The organism is Polaromonas sp. (genome assembly GCF_010365105.1).
In the GTDB taxonomy this organism is placed as follows: Bacteria; Pseudomonadota; Gammaproteobacteria; order Burkholderiales; family Burkholderiaceae_C; genus Polaromonas.
In genome coordinates this window covers 1-19,203 of sequence record NZ_JAAFGZ010000042.1, presented here as the reverse complement: position 1 = coordinate 19,203, position 19,203 = coordinate 1, and the positions used below count along the sequence as shown (strand labels likewise).

Below are 19,203 nucleotides of genomic sequence, written 5' to 3'. Positions count from 1 at the left end.
CAGAGCCTGCTAACTACGGCTGGAAAAGGCTGTTTTTGCAAAATTTCGAGCATATTCCACCGCCTATTTCACGTGTTGTACGCAGCAGTTTGACTTATCCACAGCATTGAGTTTTGACCCATGGCCTTTTTGGCTGAAATGCAAGCTGGGCAGGGGTTCCAAGAGCATTTCATGCGTCACTTAGGAAGTTATCCACACCATTGAGCTTTGACACATGAAAGTATTGAGTTTAGACACATGGACTATTGAGTTTAGACCCACTGTGGATAACCCCCAAAGCCATAACTGACGTGGCCTGCGGCCCGATTGAAAACACCGCTAACCCGTATTTAACTTTTACTTAACCAAAGAGGGGAAAACAGCCACCGCCTCTTGGGGCTTCGCCCCGCCGGCTCCTCCGGCCTGCGGCCTGCGCCCGCGCTTCGCGCTCCCAACCCGGCATCCCCAACACGACAACAGACCCCTTGCAGGGGTCGAAAAAACGGCGACGAGTGCGGGCACTTCGTGTCCCGCAGCGATGGCCTGTGAAGCAAACCAACATCAGCTGCTGATCGACTAACCCCCAACCCCCTCTACACGAGGGGGCTAAATGCCTGTTGGACAAGAGGGGAGGGTGCAAAGGCTGCTGGGATGGCCTGGATGGGTCTTCCTGCGAAGATCGGTTGAAAACCAAGGGGTAGGTAGCCACAAGTCTATTGCTGCGTTCCTGAACGCTTCCTCAGGTTTGGGAAAGTTTGGGAAAGTTTGGGAAAGACGCTACTCGATGAGCTGGCAGTTCATGGCGCGACCGGCTTGTTTGGTTTTTCGTGAAAAATCTTGCCAGATCCGGGTGGAAAATCCAGACGTTCGAAAAACCGCTCCAGAAAGATCCGATGGCGCTCAAATCTGCCGCTGACAAATTCAAGCGCCTCGAGCTGCTCGAAGAGTTGCAACGCTGGACCTGAGCCAAAAGAAGTGGCTGCGCGACGAACTGATGCGCACGAAAAAGGGCATCCAGGGCGAGCGCGAGTCGGCGCACTACCTGGACCATTATTTCAAGGACGCTGAAAACCATGTGCTGTTGCACGACCTGCGCTTTGTGATCGATGGCGAGGTGACGCAGATCGACCATCTGATCATCAACCGGGCCGGCAGCGTGTATCTGCTGGAGACCAAGAACTAGGGGTTTAGGGAGCAATGGAACGTAAAACACGGTTAAGCACCTGAACTTAACCATTCGATTTTGAAAATCAGGCCGCTTTGTTTAAGGTCATGGATTCAGGATGATGAATTGGCGCGTCAGTTTCATGGGGGTATGATCTGCCCAACGGTTTCGCTAAGTCCACAAAGCGAAAAACCCCAGAGATTGAACGCTCTGAGGTTTTCTAGGACTTGCGATAGGAACCCCGAGAAGGTATCGCTTGTCCATGCGGCAATGATACCAACCCGGCCAACCGCTTGCAAATTTGTGCGTCAAACCCTGCCGGGTTTCTTCCCTTCTACGGACTTGTATTCTTCCTGGCAGACCGTTTCCCGGCTCGATTTGCTCGCCCGTAGGCGCTAGAGTGGACTCTGACCAAAGCGCCGCCCAGAGGCTTATTGCTGCAACGGAGGTCAGGCGGGCGTACACCCGTGAATGCAGCTTGCAAGGCGGATTTACGGCCGCCCTTGCCCTAAGTAGGCTCCAGACCTCGGCTTCGTCCGAAGGAGAAGCACTAGGCAAAGCGCCCAAACTTGCATCGCTGCAGGCAGGGCGAAGCTTTGCCTAGTCCACCACCCTCAAACCCTTGTAAGAGTTGGATGGAAGAAAAAAAAAGAAGGCAAGTCCGGTGCCTTCTCGAGCCCGTATTTAAGGGGGATTTTCAATCCGGTATTCAAAGCTAACGCAGTCCCGTAGGGAGGTATTCAGGGGATCCACAATGACTGCCAGGCAAGATGAAAATTTTGGCACGGCGGATTCAAAGACCAAGTGCAACAGTAGGGATAAGGCCGGCTTTTTGCATGCTGGCATCGTCGAAGAACACCTCTGCGGCGCTGCGCCAGCCCAGGCTCTTTCGGGGGCGCGTATTGAGCTCCCAGGCCATCTCATCGAGCTCGCGCTGGGAGTACACGCCCAGGTCCGTGCCCTTGGGCAGGTACTGGCGCAGCAACCCATTGGTGTTTTCGTTGAGGCCCCGCTGCCAAGGGCTGTGGGGGTCGCAAAAGTAGATCGTCATGCCCGTGTTGTCGGCCAGGCTTTTGTGCAGCGCCATCTCCTTGCCCTGGTCGTACGTCAGCGTCTGGCGAAGCTCCTGAGGCAGCGCACAAAACGCCCTGGTGAACCCTTCGAGCACATCGACCGCCTTGCTGCTGTCCAGTTTGACCATCATGGCGAACAGCGACTTCCTGCAGACCAGCGTGCCGACAGACGACGCGTTGGCCTTGCCCACAATCAGATCGCCCTCCCAGTGGCCAGGCAGCAAACGCTCGTTGGCCTGGGCTGGGCGCGCATGGACGCTCTGGGTGTTTTGCAGCGAGCCGCGCCTGTCGGTGCCCCGGCTGCGGCGTCTGCGCGCGCAGCGGCCCTGGCGCAGCAGCCCGACCAGCTTGCGGCGCGGCTCGCCTGCGGGCATGGCGTAGATGGCGGCGTGGATGGCCGTGTAGATGGTTTCATGACAGGCCTGCAGTTCAGGCTGCCCGGGATGGCGCCGCCTGAGAATGGCTGCAATCTGCTCGGGCGAGCACTTCAGTTCGAGCAGCGCCCTAACCTGGGCCCACAGGGCGCCACCCCGGTGGAGTTTGCGGTTCGGCCAGGCGTCACGGCGCACCCGTCGGGCCCGCTTGCCGGCGCGCTTTGCGTCATAGCCGCCCGCGATGCGGGGGCGCCCCATGACGCATTGTTCAGCCTCGCTTTGCCACTCATTGCGGCGCAGTTCGCGCGAGACCGTGCTCGGCGCTCTGCCCAATGCACTGGCAATCGAGCGCATGCTGCAGCACCGCAGCTTCATAGCCATCACCACGCCGCGCTCTTCAGCACTCAATTGTTGATAGGTTCTTGTCATGCAACTCTTTCGGGTCTGGAGTGTTGCACTTGGGATTGGAATCCGCCCACCTTTGAAATTTTTTATCTTTAGAAAACAACGTGGCTAAGTTTGCACAACCCCCAAAAAATAAAATCAAACTTGTGATGCACTATGCGCTTAGGTAAAGGCGTTGTTACAAAGCTATTGCGCAGCTTGTGTGTAATCACGAAATTTGTTGCCGTCCAATGCGCCCCTGCCCTGCGGAGCTCGTGGCAGGCTCGAATAAAAACTAATGGTGGTACTGCTCAAGTGGTTTGACTGGACCAGTCCCTTTTAAGTCATGAAAGAGTCAAATCAGTATCAATTTCGAATAGTTCGTTATGGGCATACCAAAAGCGAACCGATTTCTACCGTTGCAGCCGACCGTCCAGCTGATTTGTCTTTTTTGGGGGGTGGGCAAAATTAGCCAGATTGAGCGGTGCTTGGCGGTATTTCTCGGCATTGCCAAATAGGTCACCGCAGGCACATTTCGCCCAACCGAGGATCGTAGACCAAGAAAAAACGGCCCGCAGGCCGTTTAAATCATTTGTCAAAAATCACGGTATCACCCAACCCGCACCACCCTCTTTCCATCCTGACCAGGTCTCATGCTGGGGAATACATATTTTTTCCCCTTGGCCTGTTTTGCCAAGGGTCCAGTGTTCACCCTGGCACTTCGCCGCCAGCGCCCCAGACCCGACGGTGAAAAATTTATAAGCCAGTTGGCCTTCTGCTGTACCGGACCACCCTTTGGCCGCATTCAAATTCGCAATCGTTGCAGTCTGTTCAGCTTTCAAATTCAATATCGCCGCAGCCGTCTCCGAGTCTTTTTGGGCAAGTTGACCCGCAACAGCTGTCCGACTGGCCGCAGCCGAAGCAATCAGTTTTTCATCAGCGTCGGAGCGCGACCAGGTGCCGCCGCCGAATCCTAAAAGCAACCCAACCAAAAACACAACGGCGACGACAGCGACAGCCATTGCGGTCGTTTTAAATCTTGCAGAACTTTGCGCTTTCGTGTCCAACAAGTCGATGTATTTTTTAACACCATCCTTAAATGCTTTTTCCGCAAGCGGCTCTAGCGACTCAGCAACCACCGCTTGAACTTTTTTGGAGGCATCGTTAATTACAAAATTGGCAGCACGTTGCGCACTCGCTACTGAATTGTTCAGGGCGTCGTTGATCAAACCCGGAATTTTTTCATACATCATTTCGTAATGATCACATGCCACAAATATTGACAATATGGCATCTTCGGGCGTTGTTTCCAGCGCGTTCGTCAGTCTCTGAAATCGCAGAATATCAGCCGTTTCAGGTGGACGGCCGTTCAGCGTTTCAAACGCTTTTGCAAACTTCATAGTCCAACATTTTCAAGCGTTCTGTGCATCAGAGCTCGAATTCTGCGGGCTTCAACACGATCACCCACTGGCGTGTCTGTTGAACACATTTGTGCAAAACTGGCGCGATCAATCCTGATGCGCTGCGTGATGCGGGATGCGACTTTGGGCAAATCAATAATCCTCACATTGCCCAACGCCTTAATTTTTTCGATCGTTTTTGAATTTTCAAAAAAATCAAAATCACTGCTGGTTTTGTAGTTCCTGATCAGCAAGATCAAATCGACCGATTTAATCTGCTCAATGGCCGCATTCAGCGCATTGACACCAGTCCGGTCTGCACTGTCCACCATCCAAGCAATTGTCGATTTGGCTTTGTATTCCGCGCACATCTCGGCAATCGCGCCGCCAGCATTTGACAGCAATACAGTATCGCCGGCCGGGGCATCGACGACGACACATTCACGGTCATCATCGAACGTAGCCATCAGACCGCTGACGTCAACCTGGCCACTGGTATCTTCCGAGCGTAGTTGCTGCACCTTGCATTCAATGTTCGATTGTTTGCCGTTTTTGTAGACCGCATAGCAATCGCTATTGGTCATGTCCGTGTCAATCAACAACACGTCTTTTGTCATTGCCAGGTAGTCCGCAAAGAGCATGGACATTAATGACTTGCCAACGCCACCCTTACCCCCTGTGGCATACACGTATGTCTTCATCATTCGGCCTCTTCTATTTTGGTAACCTGTTTGTGCGGTTTGTAGCTGTTGCTTGGCTCAATGCCCGATTTGGCCGTTTCAGAATGCGCGTCTGATTTTGAATTGGCCCTGACTGCTTCTTTAGAAACCTCATCATTCACCGGTTTGGCAGCGCGTGCTTTTTTCTTTTTGTTGTTGATGACTTGTGTGATTGATTTTGGCAATATACCGAATACATCATCTTTCATTGCGTCGGCAATCTGCTGAATCGTGTAGCCGTCCTTGACCAACTGCTGAAGCGCTTCACGGCGCATGGTCAGTATTTCATTCTTGCCGACTTTGCCCGCCAGCTCGCCCGGCTTTTTGGTCCGAAGATTTGCAATCATCTGATCCATTTTCTTAAGGTATTCCGATGCCTCAAAAAGTTCGCGTTTTGTTTGTGTTGTTGCCATGTCTGTCTTTCAAAGAAATGATTGTTGGCGTATTCTAATCACGTTAAAATCAAATCATTGGGTTTATTTTGCGTTTTCGTGATTTTGTTATTTTTATTCTTGGCAATTGTTTATAGAATAGCGGAGTTGATTAATGCGCAGACCTAGTTACAGGATGGACCTTGTCACACATATAGAAATCTTCGATTTCAATATGTGCGCCAAGGCACGTGTCAACGTTCGGCGGCTGCGCCTTCTCACCTTGCCACTCACCCCTGCAAAGGCTGCGCCCTTGACCCGCTTACCCAAAATTCAATATCGAAGATTCAATATTCAATATCCGTGCAACTGGAGCGCCGAATGGTTTTTCAAAAGATAGGCGATGACGGACTTGACACCATTGTCAATGTCCGCCTTACCTTAGAAGAAAAAGAGCGCCTGAGGGATGATGCGGACATGGCCGCTTTGTCAATGAGCGCCTTGATCCGCGCCCGGTACTTTGGGCGACCCGTCATTGCCAATGCAGACTTGGTGATGGTCAAAGAGGTGCAGCGCCTGGGCCGACTGCTCAAACACCTGCACAATGAAAGTGCGGGTGTGCTGGGTGTGGAGTCGAGGGACGTGCTGATTGAAATCCGCCGCTACATTAAAACGCTGCATGAAAAGAATCATGCCTAATGATTGCCAAGAAGATACCCAACACCAAAAAGAGCAGCGGCAAATCTGCCCGCGTGGCTGGGCTTTGTGAATACATCACCGAGCCAGAGCTGTCCAACCAGGTTGAAAAGTGTATTTTCAGCGAAGCGGTGAATTTTTTAACCGACGATTTAAAATCGCAAACGCTGGAAATGATCGCGCTGTCACAGGAGGCGGTGAAATCAAAAGACCCGATCGACCATTGGGTGTTGAGCTGGCAATCCAATGAAAAGCCTACCGCATTGCAGGCGCAGCAAGCCGCCGCTATTTTTATCAAGCAGTGTGGACTCACCGGCCACCAGTACATCACGGGCTTGCATGACGACACGGACAATGTGCATTTGCATATTGCGGTGAATCGGGTGCATCCGGATACCTGCAAAGTCATCAAGATCAACAAAGGCTTCGACAAGGAGGCCGCGCAGCAAGCCATTGCGATCATTGAAAAAAGGCAGGGCTGGAGTATCGAGGCTGGTGCCCGCTACCTGACGAATGACAACGCCGAGCTTGTCATGGACTCGGCCACTAAGCGCCCGCAGATTTTCACCGCAGGCAAAAAACCGCTGCAGCCCACCTCTGCAGCGCAGGCCATGGAAGTGCAAACCGGCGAAAAGTCAGCGCAGCGGATTGGTATCGAGCAGGCTGCGCCCCTCATTGCCAAAGCCACCAGCTGGAAAGACCTGCACACGCAAATGGCGGCAGCCGGGCTTGAATACCGCCGCGAAGGCTCGGGCGCCAAAGTCTACGTGGGCGGCATTGCTGTCAAGGCCAGCGACGTGGACCGCAAAGCCAGCTTTGGAAATTTACAAAAGCGTTTTGGCCCTTATCAACCCCCTCAGGAAATCAACCCCAATGAGTACCACCATCACCCCCAAGAGCCGCACCCTGCTGCGCCTGGAAAAGCGCCCCGACACGGTATGCGCAAGCTGTCCGAATGCCATCTGGCAGTCCTTACAAATCAAGGCCAGACCCGGCGTGCGGGTGTACTGCACCTTGATGCACGTGCTGGTGGACGATCTGCTGACGGATTGCGATGGGGTGCCGGACGAGTTGCCGGAGATGCTGCCGGGCGAGCTGGCGCAGGACGAGCCGATGCTTTTCGTGCAGTTGAAACGGGGCGAGCACACGCCGGAGGAGTTGCAAGCGCATTACAGCCGAACGGGCGCATTCCCAGTGGGCACCAACTCGGAGCAAGCCGGCGCCATGCGGCGAATCCATCTAGAGCAGACGGGCTTGCGACCCGGAGAACGAACCAGCCCTTGAGGGCGAACCAACCCGGCTGGGATGAATACACAGCCCTCCGTGACGCCCAACAAACCGCCAAAACGCACGACACGATGGCGCTACAAAAGCGCCATGAGGGCGAACGCGCAGCGCTTGCCAGGAAATTAAAAGCCGAACGATCCGTCCTTTTGGCAGGGAACTGGAAAGGCGAAGGCCAAGCAAGGAACCTGCTGGTGAGCTTCACGGCCATGCAGCAAGCCGCCCAAAAACTGGAACTGTCGGCGCAGCACAAGGCCGAGCGCCAGGCGCTGCAGGCCAGGTACAAGCCGCTGCCGATGTACCGACAGTGGAAAGATCAGCCGCAAATTGTCAGCCTGCACGTCCTGCCAGCCAGCGAGCAAAGCCGAGTAGCGAGCACCAGCCCGGTCGCAACCACGCTGCGATGGCTCACACTCACGGTCGATGCGCGCCAGCACACCACTTACCAGCTATTTGATAAAGACGTGTTCCGGGACGAAGGGCGAACGATTGTCATTTTGGATCTGAACTCCGAAGCCGGCATTGCCGCGGCGCTGGCGATCGGGCAGGAGAAATTTGGCAACGTGCTGACCCTCACGGGCCCGGCAGCGTTTCAGCACGACGCTGTCGCCGTGGCTGTGGCCAACAATTTGAGCTGCAGGTTTGCAGATCCGGCCCTGGAGGTCTTGCGCGAGCGGCTGCAGGCGGAAAAATACCAAGCCGAGCGCCAAGCAAGCTTGAGGCTGGAGAAAGCCGCAGAAGCGGTCTTGACGCCATCACGCCAACCCGCAGAGCAGGACACAGTGCCAGGGCGCAGGGCCAAGCCCATAAAACTTGTCTTGGTGCCAACCGTTGTCAAGGAGGCTGTTACCTCCCAGGCGCCCGAGAATGACCAGCCAGCCGCCGAAGCTGCTGAGGTTGCTGAAGCTCACCGCCTGGCGCAAGAAGAAAAAGCCAAGCAAGCCGAAGCCGAGCAACTGGCCGAAGAACGCCGGCTGGCGGAAGGCGTCAAGCTGGCCGATATTCACCAGCAGATCGACGCGGCCAAGGCAGCCGCCGAGCCTTCCAGCAAGTTGGCACTCTCAGCCACGACACAGGCCGACAACGACACCCCGGCAGGCGGCGTTGTCATCGCCTCAAATAGTGAATTTGTCGCCGTTCAGGTGAACGACAAAGTGAAGCTCTACAAGACAGCCGAACTCACTAAAAACCTGAAATACGACGGCATCGACACCGGCCACGGGCGGTTTGCACCGGGCAACGAGATCGAGAGGAAGAATGGCGAAGAGGGCATGAGAACGTTACTCCGTGAAGTACGCAACGCCATGCAAACGGAAGAGAACAAGCAGCGTGCGCTTGCCAAAGGCCAAGGCCGCTAAACAGAACCAGGAGGAATCATGGTCAATTCAAAACAACCGCCGACGCCGCGCAAGAAACGAAAAATTCCTCACCTCATGCTGTATTTCCTGGCGACGGCTTTGATCAAGATATATCGACTCGACTGCAGTGGATTGCGCCTCGTTTGATGCATGACAGGCGTTAAGCTGGAGCAGGCATGATCCTTTTTCTTGACTTCGATGGCGTGCTGCACTCGGACGCGGCGTATTTGGTCAATGGCCGCCCAACGCTCAAAGCCGAGGGCGAGTTGATGATGTGGGTACCGCTTCTGGAAGATGCACTGGCCGACTTTCCCGAGGTGCAAATCGTGTTGAGCACGAGCTGGGCGCGTGAGTTGTCATTCAGCCGCGCCCGTGGCTAGCTACCGGATGAATTGAGCGCCCGTGTGATTGGTTTGACCTGGCACAGCGCTATGTCGTTCAAGCGCGACGGCTTTCGCAGCCTTACGACCTGGTGGGACGAGGCAACGCGCTACCAGCAAATCAAACGGTATGCTACCCGCGCCGGGCTTGTGCACTGGGTTGCGATTGATGACCAGCCCGAAGGCTGGGGCGCTGGCGACCTAGACAAGCTGGTGCATACCCACGGCGACACGGGCCTTTCAGACCCGGCGGTGCGGGCCTTGCTGATCCAACGCCTGGGACAAATTCATGCAGCCCATCTGGTCGATCCAATGACATGGCATGACTGACGAACTGCCGTTATGTCAACTCAGGCTGCTGGTGCCTTTTCAAGAAACCGATCATTTATTTGGCAAGAAACTAGGGTTGGCAACGCAGCGTTTGAAATCATTCGAAAAGCATGTCAAGGCCTTACATTTCATCAATAAAACGAAAATTTTTTATAAAACACGACACCATGCTACGCAGCGTTCACGCTGCGTAGCATAGCGTAGCGTAAATTTTATGTCAAATAAAAAAGTGATTTTTGAATGCGAGACTGAAATTTCTTCATCAAAAGGCTTACCTATTGAGAGCCAGAAACTAGATTCGACCTCACTTATCGTCTCTAAGGGGGGAAATACTTTTCTTTTAAAAAGTGTAGAAATCATTTCTGTGATATGCTATGCAGCGTAAACGCTGCATAGCACTTCAGAAGGTTGATCAAATATCTGAAAATCTTTGGTGGGTTAGCCTTTTCAAAAGCTCGAAATATCTATTTCGTTCTATGTTATGTTATGCTAAGTAGCATGAATGCTACTTAGCAAGCTTCAGCTCTAGTCCAAAAAGTAAAAAATTTAAAGTCTGCAAAGCATGTGGTCTGGCTTGCAGTCGTTTCCAAAAACGAGGTTGGAATGAACAAGACCAGAATTCAGATTGCGAAGCCAGACATCGTCAGCTTTTTCAACAACTATCCAACTCCTGTCTTAAAGCAAAAGGAAATCGCCGCAATTCTTGCGTCGAACCGAGGTTTCTGGCGGTTAGCTCAACGCACTACAACAAGAGATTTCATCAGTTTTTTGACCGAGCACTCCCACCTTAAGCTACTCGACTTCAAATTTCCTCAGCGCTCGAAACCGTGCTATGTCTGGGGAGAGGTCCCTCTTCTAAAGATACTGCTGCATATCAGCAAGAGCCTTTATTTCAGCCACTACACGGCGTTGCGAATGCATGGCCTAACGGAGCAGGTTCCCAAGTCAATTTACTTAACGGATGAACGGACAACAAAAACAGTACCTTCACATTCATCTGTAAATCAAGCTCAGATTGAGGCTGCTTTCAATGGACCCCCTCGAATATCGAACAATTGGATTGAACTGGCCGACAATCGTATTTACCTCCTCAGCGGCTCGTATACCAATCACCTTGGCGTTGTGACACAAGAAGTGAGCGATGGGAGTGCGGACAAGATGCTTGCCCGGCTAAGTGGTCTGGAGCGAACGCTCATTGACATCACCGTTCGCCCTTTTTACGCTGGTGGAGTCTTTGAAGTGGCAAAGGCATATGAAGCAGCTAAAGGAGAAGTCTCCATTAATAAGCTAACCGCGATGCTGCGCAAGCTGGACTTCATCTACCCGTTCCATCAAGCCATTGGGTACTACCTTGAGCGCGCAGGATACAAATCGTCCCAGCTAGACCTGCTCCGAAGTCTTCCCATAGAACAGGATTTCTACCTAACTTATGAGATGGGGAAAACGAGTTACATCAAGGCTTGGCGCCTCTTTGTCCCAGAGGGGTTTTAACAAGTTGACCAAGTCTTGCGTAAAATTGAAATAGAAATCAAAGTCATTTACATTGGCACCCGCAACCATCGTGGCCTGAACGGCAGGAAAATCCGCGCGATGGAAGTCCGCATACTCTGATATACGTCCAAGAAATGACAATGGCACTTTTTTCAATTTGAACATTTGAGCTAACATTTCTTTGTTTTGCTCGGATGTTAGATCCAGCTTCAACGTGTCGACCAAAACATGAATGTCAATAAAATCGCGTGCACGGGCACTTCCTGCACGTGACCGTTTAATAATTGGCCCGTATTCCGGCATTTGTTGGCAGATTGCACGTAGCTTCTCACAGACGATCATTTCAGGAGAATAAACATAAATTCTGTATCCATCGAAGTCGACAGATTGCTTCCCCACTGTGTATTCAAACCGACTGATATCGATCAAAAATTTCGGTCCCTTGCCAATGGTAAGCGCGTGCTTTCGAAGCAATTCAAGGTTTGGTGAATGAAGTTTGAACAGATCGGCTGTGATTAGTTTGAATTCAATGCCATAGCCCCCCCAGAAATTCGCCATATCGTCTTCTTGGGTCGCCTTTGGCTTCTCTGCCATTTTTAAATCGAAGACCTCAAATCCGTTCTCTCGGAAGGTTGCTACCAAGGCCTTTTCAATCCGTACCTGCATCGCCTCGATTCCATTGGGAAAATCGTGACTCATAGAAAAGTCCAAGTCCACCGAGGCGCGTGCGCTGAGGCGATGAACGAGGGCCATGGCGTTCCCTCCTTTTAGTACCAGTTCGTCTAACAACTCGTCATCCGAGAACATGGCCTGCACTCCCCAGCGTTTAACCTTTTCAAGTAACTGGACCTCACGAGCCATCAAATCTTGAGCTTTTTTCGCCATGCAATTCCTTTGCTGGCGCATAGGCCACGTTACAAATCAATTGAAAATAGTCATTAAGCAGTTTTTCTCATCTGCTCTGGTTAAAAGTGGAACAGTGCCTGGAGTCGACGTCAGGCCAAGATGTACTCGCAGGCGTTGGCACATAGGTATTCGCCCTTTTATAATCGTAGTTACAACGCTAAGCTTGGTAGTTACTGAGAGCAGTCGACCTGCGGCGTGAGAGCTTTTTCAAGCTTGGGCATTCCCCTAAATTTTCTTGTCCAATCAACTGAACAACCCAATCAAATTGATGGTCCCATACTTGCATTCTTGCAAGCCTCAAGGCCTGAAGAGTCATGCTCGCTAGCCTTGCGCGCCCCAGCGATGCCTGGACAGGTGCACAGGCAAGAATATCTACGGTCGTAATGAGTTTCAGTTTTCCAAAGCGTTCAGCCGCGATACGAGTCGCCTTCCTCTCATCAATAGCAGCTGAGAAGCCTTTGCTATGTGCGAGCGCGAGGGTAGCAGCCTCGCCATCGCCAAGAGTGTTTGAAGTTTGTCCAGACACCATTTCAAAAAAATGCTCTAACGACGGGCCGGTAAGCTCCTCTACTATTAAAACTTGGTCTTCTATCAAGGGAGCCAACATTTCAGATTCTAGACGGCCATCGCTTATACCCCGCCCGATTTCACGGACGACATGTTCGGTCACGAGGAGCGGTACATCCAGTGCTAGAAGAATAGAGCCTGCATTTCCTGTCGCAAGCAGGTTTATGAGAACGCTGGCATCGAGGACGAGCGCCTCGTGCTGATCAGTGAGAAAGCTTGAAAAGGTCATCTATATTGTCTTCTTCAGCCTCATCGACCAGTTCACGAATTTTCTTTCGATCCAGTTTCAGCATCTCCGACATCTGCCCCTCGCTGATCAGATCCTTTTTCCATGCATCTATAGCCAGTAAGAAGAGCCGCGATGATTGAGTTCCGTCGCTGAGGATTGAATCCTGCGCAGCTGAGCCAAGGACCTGACGAACTTGTTCGTCAGTGATGCCGCCATTGTCCTTAAACCAATCCCAGGTTCCATTCTTCGTCAAGTCCAGTTCTTCAAGCCGTAGCACCATCGCCTGACGCGACACACCAAAAAAGTTGGCAAGCACAATGATATGCCTGCGGGTCAGATGGGTTGACCCTATAGTCACCTCCCTGAACTTTCCCATCACGGCGCGGGCCGGCGTAAGAAACGCGTTTGCGAACGCATTGGCATATCGTTCTTCTCGAGAGTTCTCGTATTTCTGATCTTGATAGATCTCCGGCCGACGTCGAGTCGCAATAAAATGACCAAGCTCATGAGCACCGGTCATGGTTCGGCGATCTTTTCGGTGGTTAGCATTGATCAAGATGCATGCGCCAATAGTTTCATCGTAGGCAAATAGCCCGGAGACTTTAGGATCGAGTTTGCGTGCATAGATTCGCACCCCAAGCTGCAGTTCCAGAAGCGCAAACAGGTTTTGAACAGGTCCTTCCCCAAGCCCAAGCCAATTGCGCAAGCTTTGCGCGTCATGATCAGCTTGCACACGGACATCGCCCGGCAAAATTGTTTTTTCTACCGGATAGTTATGCGGTTTCTGGATGCCCAGAATGTTCTCGAGTTCTACCTCGGCCTTGACGAGGTCATTGAGCATCCGCGCAGCCATCTCGACGCCGACGTCGCCAGTTTCCGGAAGTGACCGAAAGCGGGGGACAAGGTCGACATGAATAGCCTCTTGGCGTAGCAGCGCATTGGCAGATACACCATAAAAACGGCTCAGCGCCTGGATTTCATCAAGCCTAGCGCTGCGTTGCCCTTTCTCAATCGAGACAAGCGTGGTACGAGCAATACCTGCTACCTTGGCGGCGGCATCCTGGGTAATGTTTGCGGTCTCCCGCGCAATCTTTAATCTTTCGCCCAAATCTGCTGGACTTAGCTCATATTTTGGCATGGTCATACTACGTTTTTATCCATTGCCTCACGAACGATTCTGACCCAAGATCACTAGTAAATGCTGCCCATTCCATAGCGTGTTGCTGCAAAAGCCGATTAAGGTTTTGCGCCACGACAGGCGGGGATTCTCCCAGTGAACGAGCCAGCTCGCTAATGCTTCGGCGTTTAATTAATTCATACTGTACGGAGTCGGGAATTGAAGCGAGGTGTTCAAAATGAAGCACTCCCGCAATCGAGTATTCGCGCAAGGCAGGCGTAAAGGAACGAAAGGTTTTTGCCGCTCCAGCTTCCCAGGTATCAGACTTCAACGATTCCCACACGTAGTTTTCTGACGGTTCACTCAAGCCAGCGGCATGAACACTGAGACGGCGAAGCATACAAGCCGCACAAATTCCGCATTGGCGTCTTTTTCCGGAAACGGCCACCTGTCGAGATTGTTGCCAACACGACCTGGTTTGCTGCCACTGCGCGCCATCGCTGCAATTGTCGACAAACTCGCGAAGGGTTTCCCCCTTGGTCTTCCACAAACGCGGAAATTGATACTTGATTTGATATCCGAGCAGGGCATTGAAAAACCGTTCCATCAATGCAGTAAAAACAGGGTGATTTCGATAGTCCTCATAACCCTGCCCAACAGGAAGAAGAACTGGTGCCAATGCTCCCTGCCCGCTTTCGGGAACAATGGCCGATTGCGCATCTATCAAATAAGCAGCAATTGCGGATACGACACTGAACTTGAACCCTCGGCTGCGAGCGGTGCTCTCGGCATTTCTTCCCCCATCAAGCTTGACGGTATAGGGAAGAGCCGCAAAAGGAAGCCGTCGGCGTTCCTTGCTTGAAATGTCACGCTGCTTATTGCCAACTCTTATTCGCACCAAGCGGTTGCCCAGACGTTTGCCCTCAAGCCCAGCGACTGCACATGAATCCATGCCATCACTAAACGCCAAGACAGCTTCCGCGTTCAATGGGAACCCCATGCGATCTTGAACGGGCGCCAGTGCAGATGCCTTGCGAGAACGAAATTCGAAGTTCCAATCGTCTCCAGTAAGTAGGTTTAACGCCTCAACTAACGCCCTAGTTACTGCCCTGTCCGTCCATCTGACATGATCATGAACGGGTACGTGTACGGAGAACTTTCGCCCCCAGTTCAAAGCACTTCGCGCAAGACTACGATCACAGAACTCCACCACAGCGGCCACAATCAGGATGTCATACACCGCCGGTTGCCACTTGTGTGAGGAAAAGGATGCAAGTGCATTGAGATCAAAGGTGATGTTGTTATCAATCTGACAAGCAACCGCACCTTTTCGCCGGAGGGCACCAGGCTCAACCACGTCAACGACTAACTCACTAAGGGGTATCGCGCTCATGACAGCTGCACTCCTTCATCAAGATGGGTCTTTTTCCTTGAGCGCTGGGCTGACGCAAACTCAGAACCGACCAGGATTGAACCCAAAAGGCCTTCTGATAGGCCCGAGACAGCGCTAGTGAGTCGCTGCTTTAGGTGAACTGCTCGCTCAAGGGTTGATTTACGAACGTAATGCTCTTCAGCTGATCTTATGTTTGCATAACCACGCATCTTGGCAGCAAGGCCCACCGCATCATAAAAAGCATCCAAACCAAATTTACCGTTTCTAATTAGCTCAATACTCCATTCAACAGCGTTCATTCCAAAAACTGACCCGGCTGCTAAAGACTTAGCATCTGCCAACTCTTGAAGTGCAATTTCAGGGCTTTCCAAAGAGTTGTTAAGTCCAGTGAAGATGGCTTTCAAAGCACTGAGCAGCGAAAACTTAACTTCGTTTTTGAAGTCACCGATGAGCGCATTCGTTACAGCTTCTGCCACCTCTTCGGCAGCGTAAGCGGATTGATCCGCACGCATGGCTAGTACTTTCCAAAGTTTTCGCATTTGCAGACTTCTATGTGGTCCATCGCTCATCTTCCGACCTCCTGTTTGTCAGAATATATATGATAAAATACGACAATGTCAAATTTTTAAAAGATCGGCGATTTCAAAGTGGCTTAAAAGGCTGTTACTGAGCGCATCAAGTGGAATTTCATTGTTGAATTAGTGTTCCTTGAACGGTCGTTTTGTTGGCACTAATCTAAAGTTCGCAACAGAGCGTTTATTGCCTGTAGCCAACGACAGCTTTCTGGTGGTTCAACTGCTATGCCTTACCCACCCGTCGGCGCTCATTCATGGCAGGTAGGAAGAGGCCCGTCGCGGACAGTCACTGGCAAAATTGGAACGTCTCAATTGCAGCGGTTGGAGCCAGCCATCGTAGAAGACCGAGCTCACAACACCGGGCTCGAAGCAGTCGTTCGGCTTTCTGGGGGATTCGCACATTACTAGTCCGAGTTACGCTACATGAGCTCGACCCATGACGCGGTCCTGGGCGGACCGAGACAGAGTGAATAAACGGGTTGGCGTGAGCCGCCATACAGTATAAAAAAACAACAGACGGGAGAAACCTTGCGAATTGAAGCCATCAACTTGAACAGACAGGTATACGAATCCATGGGCATCGGCTTCCCAACGTTGCCGATGGATGAGCCCCTGCAACTACGTGACTTCGGTCAATGTGTGGTCATTGCTGGCAAGAATGGGTCAGGGAAGACGCGTTTGCTGAAATTGCTTGATGACGTTTCAAGGAAGCACCTCACCCCTGAAGCCCGTAGCCAGGCGGACTATCAAATTGCTCAGAATCACTCTAGCAAGCTCCACTATCAAGCGGAAGTCGAGCGGATAGAGACGGAGGGGTTGCGAGACGGAGAAAACCCTGGCCAACTGGAGCAGCTCCGTAGAAATATTGCTTCCAATGAATCGGAGATTGAACGGCACCGCCAAACGCTTTCGGCATCGGACGCTCTCGTCATGAGCGGTGAAGAGCCGCCCAAGATCGTTTTCTTCGTTCCGAAGTCGACCGAGCTGAAAGATCCAGCAGAAGGCAACGAATCTGAGGCCGCGCAGCAGGCCGATAGGTTTGCATCCGGGCTGGCAGCTGAAGGCTCCCACATTGGCGCTCCCGCGTACGCCAGGTCAGTCATGCGTGCTGCCACGAGAGAGAGAGGCGCGCGGATACCCACTTCAGACACCGACAAGCAGGAAGCCGAGGAGAAACTCGTCGGCGTGCTGGCTAGCTTGCTAGGAGAAGGAGTTGATTTTGAGTTGTCTAATACTCAGAACCTCAAGCTCGAAGGGTTGACTGACCGCTACGACCTGCTGTTGTCGGAAGGGCAGAAGGTGCTATTTCAACTCGCGTGCATGCTCCACGCCCGGCAGGCTTCGTTAACGGACTGCATTGTCTTCTTGGACGAACCGGAGAACCATCTGCATCCTGCTGTGCTGAATGATCTCGTTGACCAGCTGAGGAAAGTGCTGACTGATGGTCAGCTTTGGATCGCTACGCATTCGGTTCCGCTGATTGCTCACCTGTCGGCGACAGACCCTGATTGCTTGTGGTTTGCCGAAAGTGGCAAGTTCAGCCGTGCTGGCCGTGCTCCAGGGAAAGTGTTGAACAGCCTCCTAGGCGGGCCCGATGGCGCTAGTCGCGTCAACGATCTGACACTTCTGGCGTCACGCTATGCGTCATTTCTGCTGCTGCGCCAGTGCCTGCTGCCGCCGGGCGTCATCCACTACGGTGGCCAGGACCCACAGCTGGACCAGATCCGAGATTTGCTGAACAAGCTAAGACCAGCTGATCGGCCGCTGGCAATCCTTGACTTTGGTTCTGGCAAAGGGCGACTCCTCGACGCAATGGCTGATGCTGCAGACGGGAAGCCCCTCTCCGGCCTGATTGACTACGTCGCCTACGAGCCATGGGGCGACGAGGCTGAGCACTGCCAAAAGCAGTGTGAGGTTCTGTATGGGACTGAGGATAAGCGCCGTGCATTCAAGTCGCTTGATGCCGTGCAAGAGGCTCGGGGTGAGAGTTTTGCTGACATCGCCATCGTCTGCAACGTATTGCACGAAGTCCGACCGGCTGAATGGCTGGATGAATTTGGTGGAGGCTCAGCTTTGGCTCGACTGGTCAAAGACGACGGCTTCATTCTTTTCGTCGAGGACTACGCAATCCCGGTTGGCGAGCGCGCCCATGAGTATGGGTTTCTCTTGCTGGACGAGCCGGAGCTGCGACTGCTGTTCGACATCACAGTAGACGACATCGCGCTTGGGCGGTTCAACCGGAACGATCACACGGACCAAGGGTACCAAGGGCGGCTGATAGCCCATGCAGTTTCTGTCCGCTGCTTGGCGCGCTTGTCTGAGAAAACCAGGTGGAAGGCCATTCGGTCCCTGCATGATCGGTCGCTCAACCGACTGCAGGAATTACTTGAGACCAAGCATGACACCACTACCTCGAACGCGCTTGGACGAAAAAATGCGTTAGTGACGCAGCTGATAGCGAACTCGGCGCTTTGGCTGCGGGACAACGATGAATCCAGAAGTATCCCGCCTGGTTGACCTGCCCCCTGTAGGCGTACCAGTTAAAAGTAGGAAGCCCGGGGTTGAAGGTTAATCCTTTTTATGAAATAGTGTTCGTCAAACGGCCATTTAGTTGGCACCTTAAAAACCCGGTTTCAGCGCGGGCTTTTGAGAATAAAGTGTCAATAAACTGATTCGTAAAACAAGGACAAGAAAATCATCAGGAACTGCCATGCCATGACTCACATGCATAACCTCCTTATCCAGGAGCTGTTCTGGTTGAGTATCTGGGCGGTCTGGACGACTTGGCGATCACTCGGTTCGCTGAGGATGTTCATCTCACCAGAGCTACTTTGTCGAAAATTATTGACGGCCATGCACCAACAACTTTCGATCTGTCGGTCCGTCTGGAAAATGCGTTGGGCACCATCCGGGAAATGTGGATCGGCATGCAAAGCGCTTACGATTTTTGAAATGCTGAAGGCGAACGGTGCGCCTGCAGCCGGATTCAAGGGCCTGAACCCCAATTTCCATCACGTATGACGCCTGGCGGCATGTCTGAAGCTGCCTTCAGCGGGCCATGACCCCCAATTTCAGTCACGTATGGCGCTCGCGGTAGCGCCCTGACCCTCTAATTGGCTCACGTATCCAGACAAATTGCCCGCTATCACTCTAAATCGGTTCATGCATGGCGCTGCGGCAGCGTGCCTGGGCCACCTCCAGCGGCAGCAGCCACAAATTAGCTCACGTATGCGGGCGTCTTGACCGCCATGACCCCCAATTTCAGTCACGTATGGCGCTCGCGGTAGCGCCCTGACCCTCTAATCGGCGTAATAGCCTGGCGAATACCGTTCTTGCTGAAATTTGAAGTGGCGCCCAAGATCGCAGCAGTTGCACTCCATTGGTGGTGTGCACTCAAGCCCGTGAAGTGGAC

At 52.6% G+C, this 19,203-nt stretch carries 16 protein-coding genes and 2 pseudogenes; 8 read left to right on the top strand and 10 right to left on the bottom strand.

The genetic code is table 11. The features are described 5' to 3' along the window. Positions 1 to 776 precede the first annotated feature (776 nt). Positions 777 to 932, bottom strand: a complete 156-nt coding sequence (locus tag GZ092_RS18960; protein WP_293638662.1) for a hypothetical protein — start codon at positions 930 to 932, stop codon at positions 777 to 779. Positions 933 to 973: 41 nt separating this feature from the next. Here GZ092_RS18960 and GZ092_RS18955 point away from each other — a divergent pair, with 41 nt between their 5' ends. Beyond that, positions 974 to 1,162, top strand: coding sequence for a nuclease-related domain-containing protein (locus tag GZ092_RS18955; RefSeq protein ID WP_293638661.1), 189 nt, complete (start codon positions 974 to 976; stop codon positions 1,160 to 1,162). Positions 1,163 to 1,937: 775 nt separating this feature from the next. Here the strand turns inward: GZ092_RS18955 and GZ092_RS18950 are convergent. From GZ092_RS18950 to GZ092_RS18935, 4 genes are all read right to left on the bottom strand, one after another. After that, positions 1,938 to 3,020 (bottom strand): IS30 family transposase, encoded by a 1,083-nt coding sequence (locus GZ092_RS18950; RefSeq protein ID WP_293638659.1) that lies wholly within the window; start codon positions 3,018 to 3,020, stop codon positions 1,938 to 1,940. A 557-nt stretch (positions 3,021 to 3,577) separates the two neighbouring features. Continuing rightward, positions 3,578 to 4,375 (bottom strand): hypothetical protein, encoded by a 798-nt coding sequence (locus GZ092_RS18945; protein WP_293638657.1) that lies wholly within the window; start codon positions 4,373 to 4,375, stop codon positions 3,578 to 3,580. Next, positions 4,372 to 5,079 carry a hypothetical protein gene (locus GZ092_RS18940; protein WP_293638655.1) on the bottom strand — a complete coding sequence of 236 codons (708 nt, stop codon included), beginning with the start codon at positions 5,077 to 5,079 and terminating at the stop codon, positions 4,372 to 4,374. The genes GZ092_RS18945 and GZ092_RS18940 overlap by 4 nt, the downstream gene beginning before the upstream one ends. Continuing rightward, on the bottom strand, positions 5,076 to 5,507 hold the full coding sequence (locus tag GZ092_RS18935) for a hypothetical protein (protein ID WP_293638654.1): 432 nt from the start codon (positions 5,505 to 5,507) through the stop codon (positions 5,076 to 5,078). Before GZ092_RS18935 ends, GZ092_RS18940 begins: the two co-directional genes overlap by 4 nt. Before the next feature lie 321 nt (positions 5,508 to 5,828). Between GZ092_RS18935 and GZ092_RS18930 the strand changes: the two genes are divergently transcribed. The 5 genes and pseudogenes from GZ092_RS18930 to GZ092_RS18910 all read left to right on the top strand — a co-directional run bounded on the left by GZ092_RS18930 (position 5,829) and on the right by GZ092_RS18910 (position 11,004). Further along, the gene (locus GZ092_RS18930; RefSeq protein WP_293638653.1) at positions 5,829 to 6,164 is read left to right on the top strand and encodes a MobB mobilization protein; all 336 of its coding nucleotides are present in this window, start codon (positions 5,829 to 5,831) and stop codon (positions 6,162 to 6,164) included. Beyond that, a complete protein-coding gene (locus tag GZ092_RS18925) occupies positions 6,164 to 8,803 on the top strand; it encodes a relaxase/mobilization nuclease domain-containing protein (protein WP_293638652.1) in 2,640 nt (879 codons plus the stop codon). Before GZ092_RS18930 ends, GZ092_RS18925 begins: the two co-directional genes overlap by 1 nt. A gap of 176 nt (positions 8,804 to 8,979) precedes the next feature. Further along, a pseudogene (locus GZ092_RS18920) lies at positions 8,980 to 9,513 on the top strand (HAD domain-containing protein). After that, positions 9,506 to 9,712, top strand: a complete 207-nt coding sequence (locus GZ092_RS18915; protein ID WP_293638651.1) for a hypothetical protein — start codon at positions 9,506 to 9,508, stop codon at positions 9,710 to 9,712. The pseudogene GZ092_RS18920 and the gene GZ092_RS18915 overlap by 8 nt, the downstream one beginning before the upstream one ends. Before the next feature lie 404 nt (positions 9,713 to 10,116). Beyond that, positions 10,117 to 11,004: a hypothetical protein gene (locus GZ092_RS18910; RefSeq protein ID WP_293638650.1), complete on the top strand. Its 888-nt coding sequence runs from the start codon at positions 10,117 to 10,119 to the stop codon at positions 11,002 to 11,004. Here the strand turns inward: GZ092_RS18910 and GZ092_RS18905 are convergent. From GZ092_RS18905 to GZ092_RS18885, 5 genes are all read right to left on the bottom strand, one after another. Then, positions 10,936 to 11,889: a nucleotidyl transferase AbiEii/AbiGii toxin family protein gene (locus GZ092_RS18905; protein ID WP_293638649.1), complete on the bottom strand. Its 954-nt coding sequence runs from the start codon at positions 11,887 to 11,889 to the stop codon at positions 10,936 to 10,938. The genes GZ092_RS18910 and GZ092_RS18905 overlap by 69 nt on opposite strands. Positions 11,890 to 12,067: 178 nt before the next feature. Then, complete coding sequence (locus GZ092_RS18900) at positions 12,068 to 12,706, bottom strand: hypothetical protein (protein WP_293638647.1); 639 nt, start codon at positions 12,704 to 12,706, stop codon at positions 12,068 to 12,070. After that, positions 12,681 to 13,850 carry an XRE family transcriptional regulator gene (locus tag GZ092_RS18895; RefSeq protein ID WP_293638645.1) on the bottom strand — a complete coding sequence of 390 codons (1,170 nt, stop codon included), beginning with the start codon at positions 13,848 to 13,850 and terminating at the stop codon, positions 12,681 to 12,683. Before GZ092_RS18895 ends, GZ092_RS18900 begins: the two co-directional genes overlap by 26 nt. 1 nt (position 13,851) lies before the next feature. After that, positions 13,852 to 15,216, bottom strand: coding sequence for a 7-cyano-7-deazaguanine synthase (locus GZ092_RS18890; protein ID WP_293638644.1), 1,365 nt, complete (start codon positions 15,214 to 15,216; stop codon positions 13,852 to 13,854). Beyond that, positions 15,213 to 15,785 carry a hypothetical protein gene (locus GZ092_RS18885; RefSeq protein WP_293638643.1) on the bottom strand — a complete coding sequence of 191 codons (573 nt, stop codon included), beginning with the start codon at positions 15,783 to 15,785 and terminating at the stop codon, positions 15,213 to 15,215. The genes GZ092_RS18890 and GZ092_RS18885 overlap by 4 nt, the downstream gene beginning before the upstream one ends. Positions 15,786 to 16,319: 534 nt before the next feature. Here GZ092_RS18885 and GZ092_RS18880 point away from each other — a divergent pair. Together GZ092_RS18880 and GZ092_RS21270 are read left to right on the top strand one after the other, a co-directional pair. Continuing rightward, complete coding sequence (locus GZ092_RS18880; RefSeq protein ID WP_293638642.1) at positions 16,320 to 18,308, top strand: AAA family ATPase; 1,989 nt, start codon at positions 16,320 to 16,322, stop codon at positions 18,306 to 18,308. Between the two features lie 227 nt (positions 18,309 to 18,535). Then, a pseudogene (locus GZ092_RS21270) lies at positions 18,536 to 18,742 on the top strand (HigA family addiction module antitoxin); the annotation flags it as partial. Between the last annotated feature and the right edge of the window lie 461 nt (positions 18,743 to 19,203).

Bases quoted from the DNA above. Each gene is read 5' to 3' on its own strand.
- GZ092_RS18955 (WP_293638661.1), top strand. From the start codon at position 974: ATGCGCACGAAAAAGGGCATCCAGGGCGAGCGCGAGTCGGCGCACTAC.
- GZ092_RS18950 (WP_293638659.1), bottom strand. From the start codon at position 3,020: ATGACAAGAACCTATCAACAATTGAGTGCTGAAGAGCGCGGCGTGGTG.
- GZ092_RS18945 (WP_293638657.1), bottom strand. From the start codon at position 4,375: ATGAAGTTTGCAAAAGCGTTTGAAACGCTGAACGGCCGTCCACCTGAA.
- GZ092_RS18940 (WP_293638655.1), bottom strand. From the start codon at position 5,079: ATGATGAAGACATACGTGTATGCCACAGGGGGTAAGGGTGGCGTTGGC.
- GZ092_RS18935 (WP_293638654.1), bottom strand. From the start codon at position 5,507: ATGGCAACAACACAAACAAAACGCGAACTTTTTGAGGCATCGGAATAC.
- GZ092_RS18925 (WP_293638652.1), top strand. From the start codon at position 6,164: ATGATTGCCAAGAAGATACCCAACACCAAAAAGAGCAGCGGCAAATCT.
- GZ092_RS18915 (WP_293638651.1), top strand. From the start codon at position 9,506: ATGACTGACGAACTGCCGTTATGTCAACTCAGGCTGCTGGTGCCTTTT.
- GZ092_RS18910 (WP_293638650.1), top strand. From the start codon at position 10,117: ATGAACAAGACCAGAATTCAGATTGCGAAGCCAGACATCGTCAGCTTT.
- GZ092_RS18905 (WP_293638649.1), bottom strand. From the start codon at position 11,889: ATGGCGAAAAAAGCTCAAGATTTGATGGCTCGTGAGGTCCAGTTACTT.
- GZ092_RS18900 (WP_293638647.1), bottom strand. From the start codon at position 12,706: ATGACCTTTTCAAGCTTTCTCACTGATCAGCACGAGGCGCTCGTCCTC.
- GZ092_RS18895 (WP_293638645.1), bottom strand. From the start codon at position 13,850: ATGACCATGCCAAAATATGAGCTAAGTCCAGCAGATTTGGGCGAAAGA.
- GZ092_RS18890 (WP_293638644.1), bottom strand. From the start codon at position 15,216: ATGAGCGCGATACCCCTTAGTGAGTTAGTCGTTGACGTGGTTGAGCCT.
- GZ092_RS18885 (WP_293638643.1), bottom strand. From the start codon at position 15,785: ATGAGCGATGGACCACATAGAAGTCTGCAAATGCGAAAACTTTGGAAA.